Below are 14729 nucleotides of genomic sequence, written 5' to 3'. Positions count from 1 at the left end.
CGCCAGGACCGCCCGCTGGCCCGACCCCGAGCCCCAGCGTGCGCTGCGCCAACTTCCCCACGCAGACGGCTGCGCAGACCTGGTGGAACTACTGGCGCACCCAGGGATACAGCAACCCCGGTGGGCTCGATGGCGACGGCGACTACCGCGTGTGCGAGTCGCTGCCCGGTTGACGTAGCCGCAGCCGGCGCCGACGGGGATGATGGAGGCATGCGCGTCCTCATCACCGGCGGTGCCGGCTTCGTCGGATCCCAGCTCGCCCACCGCATCCTCGGCGAGGAGGCGCCCATCGGCGCCATCGAGTCGCTCACGCTGCTCGACATCGTCGAGCCGCGCCCCGAGCTGCTCGCCGACGACCGCGTGACCGCGCTCGTCGGGCCGATCGGCGAGCGGCTCGGCGACCTCGGCTCCCTCGACCTCGTCTTCCACCTCGCGGGCGTCGTCTCGGGTGCTGCCGAGGCCGACCTCGACCTGGGCATGCAGACGAACGTCGACGACACGCGCGCGCTGCTCGACCACCTGCGCGCCGCGACCGAGGCGGGCGCGGCGCCTGCGACCTTCGTGTTCACGAGCTCGCTCGCCGTCTTCGGCGACGACCCGCACCTGGGCCAGCCCGACGTCATCGGCGACGACAGCCTGCCGCGACCGCAGTCGAGCTACGGCGCGCAGAAGTACATCGCAGAGCTGCTCGTCGCCGACTACGGCCGCCGCGGCCTCGTGCACGCCCGCACCGTGCGCCTGCAGACCGTCGCCGTGCGACCCGGTGCGCCGAACGCCGCCGCGTCGTCGTTCGTCTCGGGCATCGTGCGCGAGCCCGTCGCCGGCGTCCGCGCCACGCTGCCCGTGCCGCCCGAGACGCCCATCAGCCTCTCGTCGCCCGTGAAGACGGTGGATGCGCTCGTGCGCGCCGCGTCGGCCAGCGCCGAGGAGTGGGGCAGCCCGACGGCCGTCATCCTGCCCGGGCTCTCCACGACGCCGTCGGCGATGCTCACGACGCTCGATCGCGTCTCCGGGCAGCCGCTGTCCGACCTCGTCGACGTGGCGATCGACCCGGCGATCGAGGCGATCGTCGCATCCTGGCCCGGCGCGTTCGACCCGCAGCGCGCACTCGCGCTGGGCATCTCGGCACCCGCGTCGGTGGACGAGGTGGTGCGGGAGTACCTCGAGCTCGTGGGGATGCCGGTCGTCGGCTGAGCCCCGGAGCCCAGACACCGTTCGCGCGCCGCGCCGATGAGCGTCTGCAGGAACGACACGCGGCCGAGCTGATCGTCACGCTCGTACTGCGTCGCGACGGGCACGTGCTTCGCATCCGCAGAGGTCGAGAGGGTCGGCGGGTGCCGCGGGGCGGTGGGTGCGGCCCCTTTCGAGGCTCGCTTCGCTCGCACCTCAAGGAGCGGTTGGGAAGACGGCGCCTGGGGTTGGGGGCCGCGCCAGCATCCACCCAGCCGGTGCCTGGCAGCATCGAGCCATGATCATCTGGCAGCGCTGGGGCATCGTCGCGATCCTCACCATCCCGCTCGCACTGCTCATCGGGCTCGCAGGCCTCGCACCGTTGCTGTTCGGCCCGAACCCCACGAACACGCAGCAGACGTTCGCGATGGGCATCGGCATCCTCGTCGCCGCGGCCGCGCTGTGGGCGTTCGTGCACTTCCTCGTCGGCACGGTCATCGACAAGCCGGTGCAGCCGATGATCCAGCAGCAGCTGCAGCAGCCGATCGTCGACGCGCAGGGTCGCGAGCAGTGGTTCCAGTGGGTGCCTGCCCACGACCCGCGCACGGGCCAGCCCATCCTCCAGCGGCCGCGGTCGACGCTGTTCTTCATCCCCATGCGCATCTGGCCGTACATCTTCGGCGCGATCGGCGCCATCGTGCTCGTGCTCGGCATCGCAGGGCTCGTCGCCGGCGACTGAGCGCGAGCACGCGCCACGCGGACATGCCGCAGCCCCTGCGCTGTCGCGAGACGCAGGGGCTGCGGGGCTGGATGGACGCGGTGACCGCGAGGTCCTAGTCGACCAGGATCGCCAGGATCTCGTCGACGCTCGACGCCGTGCGGATGCGCTCGACGGCCGCCTCGTCGGTGAGGCGCTCGGCGATCGCGCTGAGGATGGGCAGGTGCTCGCCGTCGCGGCCTGCGATGCCGAACAGCACGTACGCCGTCTCGCCATCGAAGTCGACGCCGTCCGGCACCTGCACGACCGAGACGCCCGACCGCAGGATGTCGGCCTCCGACCCGCTCGTGCCGTGCGGGATCGCCACGTGGTTGCCGACGTACACCGACATCTGCCGGTCGCGCTCGTGCATCGAGACGACGTATGCGTCGGTCACGTAGCCCTCGCGGACGAGGATCGCGCCGGCCGCCTCGATCGCGTCGGCCTTCGACGCGTACGAGGCGCCCAAGGTCACGTTCGCGGCAGCGAGCACGCCGTCGGCCCGCAGCTCCGACGCGGACGCCGAGCCCGACGCCTCCGAGGAGCCCGAGCCGGCTGCCGCGGCGGCGGCAGCGCCAGGCGCTGCAGCCGACGACGACGCCGGCCCGCTCGCGACGGTCGCAGGAGCGCGCTCGAGCAGGTCGACGATCTCGTCGTACTGCTCGGCGTGCATGAAGTTCGTGATCGTCATGAACCGCTTCGTGCCGTCGTCGTGCAGCTGTCGCGCACGACCCACGAGCTGCGTGTGGGTGACGACGAGGTCGGCGTCGGCGGGGATCTCCTCGATCTTCGCGTTGCTCACGTCGACGTCGAGCATGCGCTTGCGCACCTTCGACTTCAGGATCGACGCGCCCATCGCGCTCGAGCCCATCCCTGCGTCGCACGCGACGACGACCTTGCGGATGCGGCCGGGCGCGCCCGCGTCGAGCGCAGCCGCATTGTGGCGTGCGCGATCGGCCTCGCTGCCGTCCTCGAGGTCGACGCTGTCGTCGGCCTTGCGCCGCTCGCCGCGCAGCAGCGCCCATCCGATGACGAACGACACCGCCATGCCGCCGAAGAACCCGGCCAGGTTGCCGAGGATCGCCCCAGCGGGCGACAGCGCCATCATCGCGAAGAAGCTGCCCGGCGACGGGGTCGCGACCGTGCCGCCGCCGAGCAGCTGCAGCAGGAACAGCGACGTCGCCATGCCGCCCATCGTCGCGAACACGAGCTTCGGCTTCATGAGGATGAAGGGGAAGTACACCTCGCCGATGCCGCCGACGCCGGCGATGAGCGCAGCCATCGGAGCCGTGCGCTTCGCCATGCCGACGCCGAAGATGCTGATCGCGAGCAGCGTGCCCACCGACGGCCCGGGGTTCGCGTCCACGAGGAACAGGATCGAACGCCCCTGCTCGGCGACCTGCTCGATGCCGAGCGGCCCCATGATGCCGTGGTTGATCGCGTTGTTGAGGAACAGCACCTGCGCGGGGGCGACGAGGATCGACACGAGCGGCAGCAGGCCGAGGTCGAGGATCCAGTCGACGCCCGCCGACAGCGCGGTGAGCACGACTCCGAAGACCGGGCCGATGCCGAGGTAGCCGGCGATGGCGAGCAGCAGGCCGAGGATGCCCATCGAGAAGTTGCTGATGAGCATCTCGAAGCCGGGCTTCACCTTGCCGTCGAACAGACGGTCGACCTGCTTCATGAGCCACGCTGCGAGCGGGCCCATGACCATCGCGCCGATGAGCATCGTCACGTCGGCGCCGACGACGACGCCCATCGTGGCGAGCACGCCGATCGCGCCGCCGCGGGCGCCGTGCACCATCGCGCCGCCCGTGAAGCCGATGAGCATCGGCAGCGCGTACGTCATGATCGGGCTGACGAGCTCGGCGAGGCTCTCGTTCGGGAACCATCCGGTCGGGATGAACAGGGCCGTCAGCAGCCCCCACGCCACGAACGCGCCGAGGTTCGGCATGACCATGCCGCTCAGGAAGTTGCCGAAGCGCTGGATGCGCACGAGCGCGTCCCTGCGGCGCGGGGAGCCGGAGCGGTCGTCGGTCACGGGAGGAGCACGCTTCGTCGCATCGTCCATGTGCTGTCCTTCGTCGTGGTGGCCCGCCGCGTCACCGCGACTTGCCGCCGGTGATGTTGATGGTGGTGCCGGTGATGTAGCTGGAGCGGTCGGAGACGAGGTAGCCGACGAGGTCGGCGACCTCGTCGTGCTCGCCGACGCGGCCGAGGGGGATGGTGCGGGCGTAGGCGGCGTCGATGGCCTCGAGCTCGTCGACCTCCATGCCGCGCGTGTACGCGAGCGCGCGGTAGTTCTCGTCGTTGTTCATGTTCGTGCGCTTGTTGATGCCGGGTGCGATGCCGACGACGCGGATGCCATGCGGGCCGAGCTCCTTCGCCCACGAGCGCGTGAAGCCGTTGAGCGCCGCCTTCGTCGCCGAGTAGATGCTCTGGCCCTTCGAGCCCTCGACGCCCGCCTCCGAGGAGATGTTGACGATGACGCCACCACCAGCCTCGACCATGCGACGGGCGACGGCCTGCGCGCAGAGGAACGGGCCCTTCTGGTTCACGGCCGTGATGAAGTCGAAGTCGGCCTCCGTCGCCTCGTAGCCCGGCTGCTCGCCGCGCACGTCGACGAGCAGTCGGGGCCGGTTGACGCCCGCGTTGTTGACGAGCGCGTCGATGCGGCCGTGCGCTGCGACGGTCTCCGCGACCATGCGCTCGACGCTCGCGGCGTCGGTCGTGTCGCATGCGATCGCCGTCGCTGCGAGCTCGTCGGTGACGTGCTCGGTGCGGAGGTCGGCGACGACGACGGTCGCGCCGTTGCGGGTGAGCGACCTGGCGATCTCGGCGCCGATGCCGGAGGCGCCGCCCGTGACGACGACGACCGTGCCGGCCAGGTCGATCCAGCCGGTGCTCGTGATGGTGGTCATGCGGTTCACTCCAGGTTCGCGTGGTGGCGCCACAGGTCGTGCAGCGGGATGCCGGATCGGTCGACGAGCATGAGGGCGATCGCGTCGCCCAGCAGCAGCAGGCTCTGCTCGAACAGGCTCGTCATGGGTTGGGCGGAGGGGATCTCGCCCGGCAGGCCGAGCTTCGTCTGCACGGGCACGCGCACGAACACGTCGGCGTGCTCGCGCATCGAGCTGCTGGGGTTCGCGCCGACGTGCGCGACCGCGGCGCCGTGCTGCTTCGCCTTGCCGGCGATCGCGAGCGGGAAGAGGCTCTCGCCGCTGCCCGAGCCGACGACGAGCAGGTCGGCGTCCGTGATCGCGGGCTCCGTGATCTGGCCGACGACGACCGTGTCGATGCCCAGGTGCGCGAGGCGCTTCGCGACGCCCTCGAGCGCGAGCTTCACCCGGCCGACGCCGACGAAGAACACGCGGTCGGCGGCGACGATCGCCTCGACGAGCGCATCCACCTGCGCGGGGTCGATGCCTGCCATCGCGCCGCGGATCTCGTCGACGATGCTCGACTGCGCGTCGACGAACCTCATCGCGTGCCCCCGCCTGCCGCGACGCACTCGTCGAGGCGAGCGCGGTTCTCGGCGAGCGTGCCGTCCTTCGAGAACAGGCTCGTGCTGCCGAGCACGAGGCTCGTCGCACCTGCGCGCACGAGGTTCGGCACGGTCGCGAACGACACGCGCCCGTCGACCTGCACGTCGACGTCGAGGCCCTCGTCGTCGATGCGGCGCCGCAGACGCGAGACCTTCTCGGCGGCGTACGGCACCTGCTGCTCGGATGCGTTCGTCGCGTAGCCGGGGTTGATGAGCATGAGGCACACGGAGTCGACGAGCGGCAGCACGAACTCGAGCACCGACAGCGACGTCGCGGGGTTGAGCGCCACGCCGACCTTCGCACCCGACGCACGAGCGAGTCCGATGAGACGGTCGACGTGCAGCGTCGTCTCCACGTGGAACGTCACCGACTCCGCGCCGAGCGCGAGCATCTCGGTGACGAACAGCTCGTTGTCGGTCGTCATGACGTGCGCGTCGAACGGCAGCGACGTCACCTGACGCATGCGGCGGATCGTCTCGAGGCCGAGCGGCATGCTCGGGCTGAACCTGCCGTCGAGCACATCCACGTGCAACGCATCCACCCCTGCGGCCTCGACCTCGGCGATGGAGGGCTCGAGGTTCGCGAGATCCGCGCACATGATCGATGCCGCGTACTGGATGCGTGCCACTGCGTGTCGTCCCGTCGTCGTCGACGCGTCGCCCGGGCGGGACGCGTGCCGATCAGCGACGCTAGGGCGCTCGATAGCGCACGTTCAACGACAGCATTCTGCTCAGGTGTGACAGAATTCGTCGGTGCTCAGCCAGCTGCCCGACCTCGCGTGGCCGACCGTCGCAGACGGCAGCGTCGCAGCAGAGCACGCGGCGAGCAGCATCGCCCACCGCATCGGCGGCCTCGGCGCGACGAGCAAGGCCGAGCTCGTCCGCGAGTCCGGGCTGCCGCGGTCGTCGGTGAGCGCGCACGTCGACTGGCTGCTGCACCGCGGCGTGCTGGCTCGCACGGCGCAGCGCCCGCACGCCGGCCGCGGACGGCCAGCCGAGATGGTCGAGCTCGACGGTGCCGCCGCCCACGTGCTCGCCGTCGAGATGGGTGCGCAGGCGACGACCGCCGCCGTCGTCGACCTGCGCGGGCGGATCCTCGCCAGGCGACGCATGTACCTGCCGACGTCGGGCCCACCTGCTGAGGCGCTCGAGCGTCTCGCGACGTTGCTGCTCGAGCTCTCGAGCGAGGCGGCGGGCGCCGACGAGCACCCGCGCGCGCAGCAGCGGGTCGCGGTCGTCGCCTTCCCCGCGCGCATCGACACGCGCACGCACGCGCCGCTGCGCCCCACGGTGCTGCCGTCGTGGGACGGCCACGACGTCGTCGGCACGCTCGAGCGACTGCTCGGCTGCCGCGTGCTGCTCGAGAACGACTGCGCCGTGCGAGCCATCGCGGAGGCCGGGCTGCTCGGCTCCGATGCGCTCCCACTCCTGTCGGTGCAGGTCGGCACGGGCATCGGCGCGGGCATCGTCGACGGTGCGGGGGAGATCTATCGCGGCGCCAACGGCTCCGCAGGCGACGTCGGGCACATCCCCTGCGCTGCCGGCGGCGACACGCTCTGCGCGTGCGGCTCGCGCGGATGCGTCGAGTCGGTCGCGGCCGTGCCGGCCATGCTCGCCCGGCTGCGCGCCATGGGGATCGCCGACGACGACGCGGGGCTCGAGGGCTCGGACCTGCTCGCGCACCTCGTGCGCACGCAGGATCCCCGTGTCACCCGGGTGGTGCGCGAGAGCGCCGAGATGCTCGGCGAGGTGGTCTCGGCCCTCTGCAACGCGCTCAACCCGCGCCGCGTCGTCATCACGAGCGGCCTGTCGAGCGTCACCCACGACCTGCTCGCCGGGGTGCGCAGCGTCGTGTACTCGAGGGCCCGCGCGCTCGCGACGAAGGACCTCGTCATCGACTACAGCAGCATGGCCGCGGATCTCGGCGTCGCGGGCGCATACCTGCTGGGGCGCCGCCACCTGCTCGAGCCCGACCGACTCAAGACGTTCCGCCTGGCGGAGGTCGCGGACCGGCGCGCCCGAGATGGTGGGCTCCGACGCTAGCCTGCGCGGAGGCGCACATCCGGCGGCTCGGGGCGGAGAGCCCTCGCACCGCGGACGCCGGGAGGGGATCGGCGTGGACTGGATGCGGCTCGTGCTCATCGCTGCGTCGACGCTCGTCGTCTCGGCGCTCATCGCGCTCGCGAGCCGGTGGATGCGGCGCCGGCCGACCCCGGCCGTCGGCGGAGGCGTCCGCCTGCCTCGCATCATCGCCGTGCTCGGCTGGCTGCTCGCCGTCGTCGGCGTCGTGCTGGCGCTCGTGGCGTTCACCGACGACGGGGCCGACGACCTGCTCGCCATGCGCATCGCATCCATCGCGATCGTGGGCGTGGGGCTCGCGCTCGTCGTGCTGCACGGCAACTGGCGGCTCGCGGTGCTCGACGATCGCATCGTCATGCGCGACGCGCTGCGACGCGTGCGATGGGTCGTGTTCGACGAGATCGCCTCGTCGAGCCTGCGCACGATGCGTGGGGCGCCGATCCTCGAGGTGCGGGCGGTCGACGGCACGCGCATCGCCGTCAACTGCGCCGCGTTCGACGTACGGCCCCTCATGCAGGCGATCGCGGCCCGTGGCTACGTCGGGCACACCGGTCGGCGGTGGGGGTAGCGCCGGCCGAGGGGCGGGCTCCTCTCGAGGCTCGCTGCGCTCGCATCTGAAGGAGCGGTCGGGGGCAGCGAGCCTCGAACGGAGGCTAGGCCGGGAGGGGCTCCGCGATCGGGTCGGCCGGACCCGGCAGCACCTCGCGCAGCAGGTCGTCGAGCGTGACGACGCCCAGCAGCTCGGCACCCGAGACGACCGTCGCCAGCTGCACGCGCTCGCGGCGCATGCGACCGAGCACGTCGGGCACCGACGCGTCTGCCGTGACCGTGAACGCGTCCCGCGCGAGCGTCGACACCGGCGTGGTCGCCGGCACCGCGAGGGTGTCGCGCACGTGCACGACCCGCGACGTCGCGCCCGCGCCGACGAGCACCCGCAGGTGCCCGGTGCGGGCGGAGGCGGCCTGCACGTCGGCAGCGGTCGCCGACTGCGGCACCGACGTGGGCGTCGCATCCTGGCGCACCACATCCGACACCTGCAGGGTCGTCAGCGCGATCGCCTTCGCGATCGGCTCCGAGTACTGCATCTCGAGCACGCCGGCGGCACGCGAGTGCGCGACGAGCTCGCGGATCGTGTCGACGTCCTGCCCGCCGGCGGCAGCCTTCTCGACCGGCTCCACGCCCGACGCCTTCACGAGCCGGTTCGCGATGTGGTTGATCCACAGCAGGAACGGGCGCAGCGGCCACGTCATGGCGCGGGCGAGGATGCCCGTCGCCTTCGCAGCGGTCTCGGGGTGGGCGATCGCCCACGACTTCGGGGCCATCTCGCCGATCACGAGATGCAGGAACGTCACCACGATGAGCGCGAGCATGAACGCCAGCACGTCGGACAGCCAGAACGGCAGCCCCCACGCCTCGAACACGGGCGACAGGGCGTCGTCGATCGCCGGCTTCGTGATCGCACCCAGCAGGAAGGTGCAGATCGTGATGCCCAGCTGCGCGAAGGCCAGCATGACGGTGAGCTCGTTCACGCCACGCAGCGCTGCGCGGGCGGATGCGCTGCGCGGCGCCTCCTCCTCGAGTCGGTGCCTGCGGGCGGCGAGGAGCGCGAACTCGACGATGACGAAGAACGCGCTCGCGACGATGAGCAGCGTCGTGATCGCCGCGACCAGCCACGGGTTCATCGCTGCACCTCCTCGTCGTGGGCGGGGGCGGCGACGGCATCTGCCGCCTCCGCGTCCGCATCCGCAGCGGCCCGCCCGTGTGCGTCGGCCCGGTCGAGCTCGAGCAGTCGCAGCACGACCTGGCTCGGCACGTGCCGCTCGACCGCCGCGATCTCGATCTCGAGCCAACGGTCGATCTCGATGCCCTCGACGGTCTCGCCAGCCCGCTCGGGCAGGTCGACGCGCACGACGTCGCCCTCGGCGGGCAGGTCGCCGTGGTGGCGGATCGCGACGCCCGCGATGGTCTCGTCGTCGCCCTCGGGGAGGTCGTGGCCGATGAGTCGCTCGACCTCGTCGACGTGCACGTCGCCTGGCAGCACCCATGCGTGGTCGCCACTGGCGGCGAACGCGGTCTCCTCGACGTCGTGCTCGTCGGAGAGCTCGCCCACGACCTCCTCGGTGAGGTCCTCGATCGTGAGGATGCCGTCGAACGAGCCGTGCTCGTCGACGACGCACACCAGCTCGTTGCGGGTGCGCTGCATGCGGTCGAGCGCCTGCGGCAGCAGCATCGTCGCGGGCAGCACCACCGCGTCGCGCATCACCGCGGTGACGGGCGCCGAGTCGGGCGCCTGCGAGCGCAGCACGTCGACGAGCTCGACGACGCCCACGGGGGAGTCGTGGTCGTCGACGACCGGGTAGCGGGTGTGCGCGGTCGCCATGCGTGCGCGCACCTCGCCGATCGTCGCATCCGGCGACACCGAGTCCACGCGCGACCGCGGCACCATCGCATGCTCGACGTCGCGGTGAGGGAAGTCGAGGATGCGGTCGATCATCATCGACAGGTCGGCGGGCAGGTGCCCGCTGACGCGCGACTCCTCGACGATCGCCTCGAGGTCGCGCGCCGTGGCGCTCGCGTCGACGTCCTCGAGGGGCTCGATGCGCAGCAGCCGCAGCAGGGCGTTCGCTGCCACGTCGAAGACGGTGATGAGCCAGCCGAACGCGAGCAGGTAGATGCGCGTGGGGATGGCGAGCGCCCTCGCGAGCGGCTCGGGGTTCGCGATGGCGTAGTTCTTCGGGTACAGCTCGCCGAAGATCATCGTGACGATGGTGGCGAGCACGAGCGCGAGGCTCGTGCCGACGAGCACGCTCACCACCGGGTCGATGCCGACGCCGCCGAGCAGCGTGCCCAGCGACTCGCCGATGAGCGGCTCGGCGACGTAGCCGATGAGCAGGCCGGTGACGGTGATGCCCAGCTGCGCACCCGACAGCATGAAGGAGGTGCGCTTCGTGATCGCCTGCACGCGCTTCGCCTGCACGTCGCCTGCCGCCGCCTTCGCGGCGATGCGCGACCGGTCGACCGACATGTACGCGAACTCCTGCGCGACGAAGAATCCGCAGGCGGCGATGATCGCCGACGTCAGCAGCACGCCCAGCAGCAGCGTGAGCAGCGCCGGGATCATGAACCCTCACCCCCTCGGGTGGCTACCGGGTTCGGGGTGGGTGATCGACCCTCCGAGTCTGGAGAGGGACTTCGCCCCTCCGAGTCGGTGGAGGGACTTCGGCCCTCCGAGTCGGGGGAGGACGTTCGATGGCTCACGGCGCTTCGCTCTCGTGGGTCAGGGAATGGGTCTTGCCATCGTACGAACTCGAGGGCACGTCTCGCACCGATGGCGGCGGTCCCGGCCGGAAGTGATGACGAAGTCATAGGTGGCGGGGGATGCCGGCGTCCTAGGATCTCGGCCGCTTGTGACCCCACATGTGGCCGAGAACCTCACAGATGGGGAGGGAGGAGGGCGTCGAGGCGCTCGCCGACGAGCTCGAGGGCCCGCAGCTGCACATCGGTGAGGATCGACGCGGAGTGCTCGGCCAGCAACGGCGACGCACGCGTGAGGTCGAGGCCGGCGTGCTCGCTCCACAGCGGCCGCAGCACCGGGTCGAGCGACGTGACGAAGTCGTCGACGAACGCCTCGAGCTCGGCATCGGTCGTGGACGCGTCGAGCCGCTCGAAGCTCGACGAGATGCGCGTGAGCTGCGGCAGCACGTCTGGCGCGCTCATCCGCTCGTAGAAGCCGACGAGGTGCGGCATGCCCGCATCGCCCACGAGGTGCGCCAGCAGCACCGTCTGGTCGCGATCGATGCGCGCCATCTCGGCAGAGGACGCGATGCCCGACATCGATCCCAGGAAGCGCGCGAGCTGCGGTGGCATGTCGAGGCGCGCCGCGGTGTCGCGCAGCTGCGCGATCACCTCGCGTCGCGCCGCGATGCGCGCGGCCTGCGCTGCGAGCTCCGCGTCGAGCCGCTCCAGCAGCGCATCCGCATCCGCGTCGGCACCGGCCTCGCCGTCGTCGGCGTCCGACGCGTCGAGCAGCCTCGGCATCTCCTCGAGCGGCACCCCCACGGCTGCGAGGCGGCGGATGCGCAGCACCCGCACGAGGTCGTGCACGCCATAGCGGCGGTAGCCGTTCGCGCCGCGCTCGGGCTCCGGCAGGATGCCGACCTGGTGGTAGTGCCGCAGCGTGCGCACCGTGACGCCGGCGAGCGACGCGAGCTCAGTGCTCAGCATCCGCATCCACCACCTTCGCCGTCGACCTCGTGGCGAGCGGGGCGTCGGCGGCCGCCGCGCCAGCCGGCTCGAGTCTACGAAGCGACCTCGCGAGGAGCGCGAGCACGAACGCCACCGCCCACACGCCCAGCAGCGTGAGCGCCGCCACCTGCTGGCTCGCGAACTCGGTGAGGACGCCGACGAGCATGATGCCGACCGACGGCGCGACCGTCATCATCGCGTTCTGCGTGCCCATGATGCGGCCGCGCATCGCCTCGGGGATGCGCTCGATCATGAGCACGCCGATCAGCGCGCCGAACAGTCCGCTCGCGAGCCCGATGACGAACGCTCCCGCGAGCACGACCCACACCGACGCGAGGGTCGCGATCGTCGCGATGCCCGCCGTCGTGCCGACGAGGCCGACGACGAACCACGCCCGTCGTGGCCCCCGCGTGCCCGCGAAGGCGTAGACGCCGCTGCCCAGCAGCGTGCCGGCGGCGAGCGCGCTCAGCACGAAGCCGAGCAGGCCCGGCTGCCCCTCCTGCGTGAAGAACACCGGCAGCACGAGTCCCTGCATCGCCGCGAGCACGAGCACCGATGCCATGCCCAGCAGCGTGACCGCGACGAGGAAGGGGGTGCGCAGCAGCACCCGCCATCCGTCGCGCAGCTGCGACCACGCCGTGCTCGGCGACGCCGCAGCGGAGGCGTCGTGCGGGAGCGCGCCCACGGCGCGCGGCAGCAGCAGCGTGACGAGCGCCGCGGCGAGCGACGTGCCCGCCGTGATCCACAGCACCGTCGAGCCGTCGAAGAGCACCATGAGCGTGCCCGCAGCGGCAGGGCCGAGCAGCATCGCGATGGCGCCGAGGCTCTCGCGCAGCCCCATGAGCCGCTCCGCGCCGAGGCTGCCGTGCCGCACGATGGCGGGCAGCAACGCCTCCCTGGCCGTCATGCCTGGGATGTCGCCCAGCGAGCCGACGATGCCGAGCACCACGAACCATCCGAGGCTCAGGCCGGTGACCATGTCGACGATGGGCAGCGCCGCGATCGACGCCGCCGAGATGAGGTCGGTGACGACCGACGAGGTGCGGCGGTCGATGCGGTCGATGACGACGCCCATGAGGAGGCCGGCGAGCACCGCCGGGATCGCCGTGGCCGCGGCGACCGTGCCCGCGCCGAGGGCGCTGCCGGTGGTCTGCAGCACGATGAGCGGCACGGCGATCGCCGCGACGGAGTTGCCCAGCAGAGAGAGCAGGTACGACGCGAGGTACGCGATGGGGACGAGGTGCATGCTGCCAGCACAGACCATGACGTCGCGTCGGGGTCAAGCCACGTGCATGCGGCAGGCGTCTAGGCTCGGCGGCAACCGATCGCGGGAGCTCGCATGACCACCATCGTGTCCACCCTGTTCATCTCGCTCGACGGCGTCGCCGAGATCGACCCCGCCTGGCACTTCCCCTACTTCGACGAGGCCGTGGGCGCCGCGGTGGGCGAGGACTACGCGGGCGTCGACGCGCTCATCCTCGGCCGCGTCACCTACGAGTCGTTCGCAGGCGCGTGGCCGGACCGCGAGGCGGCGGGCGGCGAGGATGCAGGCTTCGCGAAGCAGCTCGGCGACCTGCGCAAGGTCGTCGCGACCCGCGGCGTCGAGGAGCTGGGGTGGCGCAACGTGGAGCGCACCGGCGACGTCGTCGCTGCAGCGAAGGCGCTGCGCGACGAGGGAGTCGGCACGGTGCTCGTCGCCGGGTCGATCCAGATCGTCCGCGCGCTCCTCGCAGGTGGCCAGCTCGACGAGCTGCGGCTGCTCGTGCATCCCGTCGCCGCCCGTGCAGGCGAGCGCCTGTTCGACGAGACGGGCGTCATGCAGCACTTCGAGCTCGTCTCGGCCGAGGCGCTGCCCACCGGCATGCTCCGCACCATCTACCGCGTCGCGCCCGGCCCGACGGCAGGCGGCGAGACGCCCGCGTCGTACGACGACGCGAAGGAGCACCTGCCGGACGCCGAGCGGGCCAGCGCCGACCGCCGCTCCGGGGACTTCGGCGTCGACCCCGGATGAGCGATCGCGCCTGATCGGCGCTGCACGGCCCGCCGATGCGTGCCGCGCAGCGGCGGCGTCAGTCGTCCTCGATCGTGTACGCACCCGAGTCGTCGACGAACAGCGCCGTCTGCCCGGGCAGCGCCTCGCGCGTGAAGCGCTCGACCCACGGGAATCGCGCGACGAACGAGCCGACCGACCACACCTCGTGGTTCGCGGCGTCGTCCATGTACGCATCCGACTCGAGCCCCGTCACCGACTGCAGGTCGGCGCCCGTGAACGTGACCCAGCGGGGCGGATGCTCCGCGTGCAGCCTCGACAGGAACACGGGCGCGTTGCGGGCGACCCCGCCGCCGGCGACGGTGCTGTCGCGGGTGACGTCGAGCAGCGCGTCGACCGAGCCGGCCTCGGCGACGAGCGCCTCCCAGTCGTGCTCGGACGCGAACGTCGCCTCTGCATCCGTCAGCAGCCGCAGCGTACGCACGTGCCCGACCACGGCCCCGTCGGCCGAGCGCACCTCGTCGAACGAGGCGCCCCAGCGCGACCCGGTGGCCATGATCGCCGAGATGCGCGTCTCGAGCAGGAACGGCCTGCTGCTGCGCCACGGGCTGCCGACGGGCGGCACGCGACGGTTCGTCGCGATGTCGTCGCACACGATGCCGAGCGCGACCGTCGCCGCACCCTGCTGCCCCTCGACCACCTCGACGGCCAGCTCGACACGCTCGCCGGAGTCGGTCGGCAGCAACGAGGCACCCGACGTCATGATCGTGATCGGCCCGTCGGCCGGCCGCTTCTCGACGACGGCGACCGCGCCGCCGATCCTGTCTGCGTGCACCATCGGCTCCACGCCCAAGGCGTCGAAGACGTGCGTGGGGAAGGACGGATCGCGGTCGGTCATGCGCCCAGTCTCGTCGACCTCCATGCACGTACCCAGGGAGCGTGCA

Annotated in this window: 14 protein-coding genes; 5 read left to right on the top strand and 9 right to left on the bottom strand. The window is 71.8% G+C overall.

Going from position 1 to position 14729, the window contains the following annotated elements; genetic code table 11:
• Positions 1-210: 210 nt before the first annotated feature.
• Both denD and ACZ6H8_RS11515 read left to right on the top strand, forming a co-directional pair.
• The gene (gene denD, locus ACZ6H8_RS11520) at positions 211-1194 is read left to right on the top strand and encodes a D-erythronate dehydrogenase (RefSeq protein ID WP_464146982.1); all 984 of its coding nucleotides are present in this window, start codon (positions 211-213) and stop codon (positions 1192-1194) included.
• Between the two features lie 274 nt (positions 1195-1468).
• Complete coding sequence (locus tag ACZ6H8_RS11515; protein ID WP_464146981.1) at positions 1469-1909, top strand: hypothetical protein; 441 nt, start codon at positions 1469-1471, stop codon at positions 1907-1909.
• Between the two features lie 94 nt (positions 1910-2003).
• On the opposite strand, the gene ACZ6H8_RS11510 is transcribed toward ACZ6H8_RS11515, so the two are convergent.
• From ACZ6H8_RS11510 to ACZ6H8_RS11495, 4 genes are read right to left on the bottom strand one after another with little or no spacing between them, the layout of a single operon-like run.
• Complete coding sequence (locus ACZ6H8_RS11510; RefSeq protein ID WP_464146980.1) at positions 2004-3998, bottom strand: PTS mannitol transporter subunit IICBA; 1995 nt, start codon at positions 3996-3998, stop codon at positions 2004-2006.
• Between the two features lie 31 nt (positions 3999-4029).
• A complete protein-coding gene (locus ACZ6H8_RS11505) occupies positions 4030-4848 on the bottom strand; it encodes a sorbitol-6-phosphate dehydrogenase subunit (protein WP_464146979.1) in 819 nt (272 codons plus the stop codon).
• A 5-nt stretch (positions 4849-4853) separates the two neighbouring features.
• A complete protein-coding gene (gene hxlB, locus ACZ6H8_RS11500; protein ID WP_464146978.1) occupies positions 4854-5411 on the bottom strand; it encodes a 6-phospho-3-hexuloisomerase in 558 nt (185 codons plus the stop codon).
• On the bottom strand, positions 5408-6100 hold the full coding sequence (locus ACZ6H8_RS11495) for a ribulose-phosphate 3-epimerase (RefSeq protein WP_464146977.1): 693 nt from the start codon (positions 6098-6100) through the stop codon (positions 5408-5410). The genes hxlB and ACZ6H8_RS11495 overlap by 4 nt, the downstream gene beginning before the upstream one ends.
• Positions 6101-6224: 124 nt before the next feature.
• Here ACZ6H8_RS11495 and ACZ6H8_RS11490 point away from each other — a divergent pair, with 124 nt between their 5' ends.
• Together ACZ6H8_RS11490 and ACZ6H8_RS11485 are read left to right on the top strand one after the other, a co-directional pair.
• Entirely contained in the window at positions 6225-7514 is a 1290-nt protein-coding gene (locus tag ACZ6H8_RS11490; protein ID WP_464146976.1) for an ROK family transcriptional regulator, read from the top strand.
• 73 nt (positions 7515-7587) lie between these two features.
• The gene (locus tag ACZ6H8_RS11485) at positions 7588-8118 is read left to right on the top strand and encodes a hypothetical protein (protein ID WP_464146974.1); all 531 of its coding nucleotides are present in this window, start codon (positions 7588-7590) and stop codon (positions 8116-8118) included.
• Between the two features lie 85 nt (positions 8119-8203).
• Here the strand turns inward: ACZ6H8_RS11485 and ACZ6H8_RS11480 are convergent, their stop codons facing one another.
• The 4 genes from ACZ6H8_RS11480 to ACZ6H8_RS11465 form a co-directional block, all read right to left on the bottom strand.
• Positions 8204-9232 carry a CNNM domain-containing protein gene (locus ACZ6H8_RS11480; protein WP_464146973.1) on the bottom strand — a complete coding sequence of 343 codons (1029 nt, stop codon included), beginning with the start codon at positions 9230-9232 and terminating at the stop codon, positions 8204-8206.
• The gene (locus tag ACZ6H8_RS11475; RefSeq protein WP_464146971.1) at positions 9229-10671 is read right to left on the bottom strand and encodes a hemolysin family protein; all 1443 of its coding nucleotides are present in this window, start codon (positions 10669-10671) and stop codon (positions 9229-9231) included. The genes ACZ6H8_RS11480 and ACZ6H8_RS11475 overlap by 4 nt, the downstream gene beginning before the upstream one ends.
• A gap of 311 nt (positions 10672-10982) precedes the next feature.
• Positions 10983-11774: a MerR family transcriptional regulator gene (locus ACZ6H8_RS11470; protein WP_464146970.1), complete on the bottom strand. Its 792-nt coding sequence runs from the start codon at positions 11772-11774 to the stop codon at positions 10983-10985.
• On the bottom strand, positions 11761-13041 hold the full coding sequence (locus tag ACZ6H8_RS11465; protein ID WP_464146969.1) for an MFS transporter: 1281 nt from the start codon (positions 13039-13041) through the stop codon (positions 11761-11763). Before ACZ6H8_RS11465 ends, ACZ6H8_RS11470 begins: the two co-directional genes overlap by 14 nt.
• A gap of 93 nt (positions 13042-13134) precedes the next feature.
• Here ACZ6H8_RS11465 and ACZ6H8_RS11460 point away from each other — a divergent pair, with 93 nt between their 5' ends.
• Positions 13135-13806 carry a dihydrofolate reductase family protein gene (locus ACZ6H8_RS11460; protein WP_464146968.1) on the top strand — a complete coding sequence of 224 codons (672 nt, stop codon included), beginning with the start codon at positions 13135-13137 and terminating at the stop codon, positions 13804-13806.
• A 58-nt stretch (positions 13807-13864) separates the two neighbouring features.
• On the opposite strand, the gene ACZ6H8_RS11455 is transcribed toward ACZ6H8_RS11460, so the two are convergent.
• Entirely contained in the window at positions 13865-14683 is an 819-nt protein-coding gene (locus tag ACZ6H8_RS11455; RefSeq protein WP_464146967.1) for a suppressor of fused domain protein, read from the bottom strand.
• Positions 14684-14729 lie beyond the last annotated feature (46 nt).

Source organism: Agrococcus sp. AC640b (assembly GCF_979255995.1).
Note: the sequence above shows the minus strand (reverse complement) of the source record. Positions and strands in the feature narration are given on the sequence as shown.

What these genes read in the sequence shown, in the direction of transcription:
- denD (WP_464146982.1), top strand. Translation starts at nt 211, where the DNA reads ATGCGCGTCCTCATCACCGGCGGTGCCGGCTTCGTCGGATCCCAGCTC.
- ACZ6H8_RS11470 (WP_464146970.1), bottom strand. Translation starts at nt 11,774, where the DNA reads ATGCTGAGCACTGAGCTCGCGTCGCTCGCCGGCGTCACGGTGCGCACG.
- hxlB (WP_464146978.1), bottom strand. Translation starts at nt 5,411, where the DNA reads ATGAGGTTCGTCGACGCGCAGTCGAGCATCGTCGACGAGATCCGCGGC.
- ACZ6H8_RS11515 (WP_464146981.1), top strand. Translation starts at nt 1,469, where the DNA reads ATGATCATCTGGCAGCGCTGGGGCATCGTCGCGATCCTCACCATCCCG.
- ACZ6H8_RS11505 (WP_464146979.1), bottom strand. Translation starts at nt 4,848, where the DNA reads ATGACCACCATCACGAGCACCGGCTGGATCGACCTGGCCGGCACGGTC.
- ACZ6H8_RS11455 (WP_464146967.1), bottom strand. Translation starts at nt 14,683, where the DNA reads ATGACCGACCGCGATCCGTCCTTCCCCACGCACGTCTTCGACGCCTTG.
- ACZ6H8_RS11510 (WP_464146980.1), bottom strand. Translation starts at nt 3,998, where the DNA reads ATGGACGATGCGACGAAGCGTGCTCCTCCCGTGACCGACGACCGCTCC.
- ACZ6H8_RS11460 (WP_464146968.1), top strand. Translation starts at nt 13,135, where the DNA reads ATGACCACCATCGTGTCCACCCTGTTCATCTCGCTCGACGGCGTCGCC.
- ACZ6H8_RS11475 (WP_464146971.1), bottom strand. Translation starts at nt 10,671, where the DNA reads ATGATCCCGGCGCTGCTCACGCTGCTGCTGGGCGTGCTGCTGACGTCG.
- ACZ6H8_RS11465 (WP_464146969.1), bottom strand. Translation starts at nt 13,041, where the DNA reads ATGCACCTCGTCCCCATCGCGTACCTCGCGTCGTACCTGCTCTCTCTG.
- ACZ6H8_RS11480 (WP_464146973.1), bottom strand. Translation starts at nt 9,232, where the DNA reads ATGAACCCGTGGCTGGTCGCGGCGATCACGACGCTGCTCATCGTCGCG.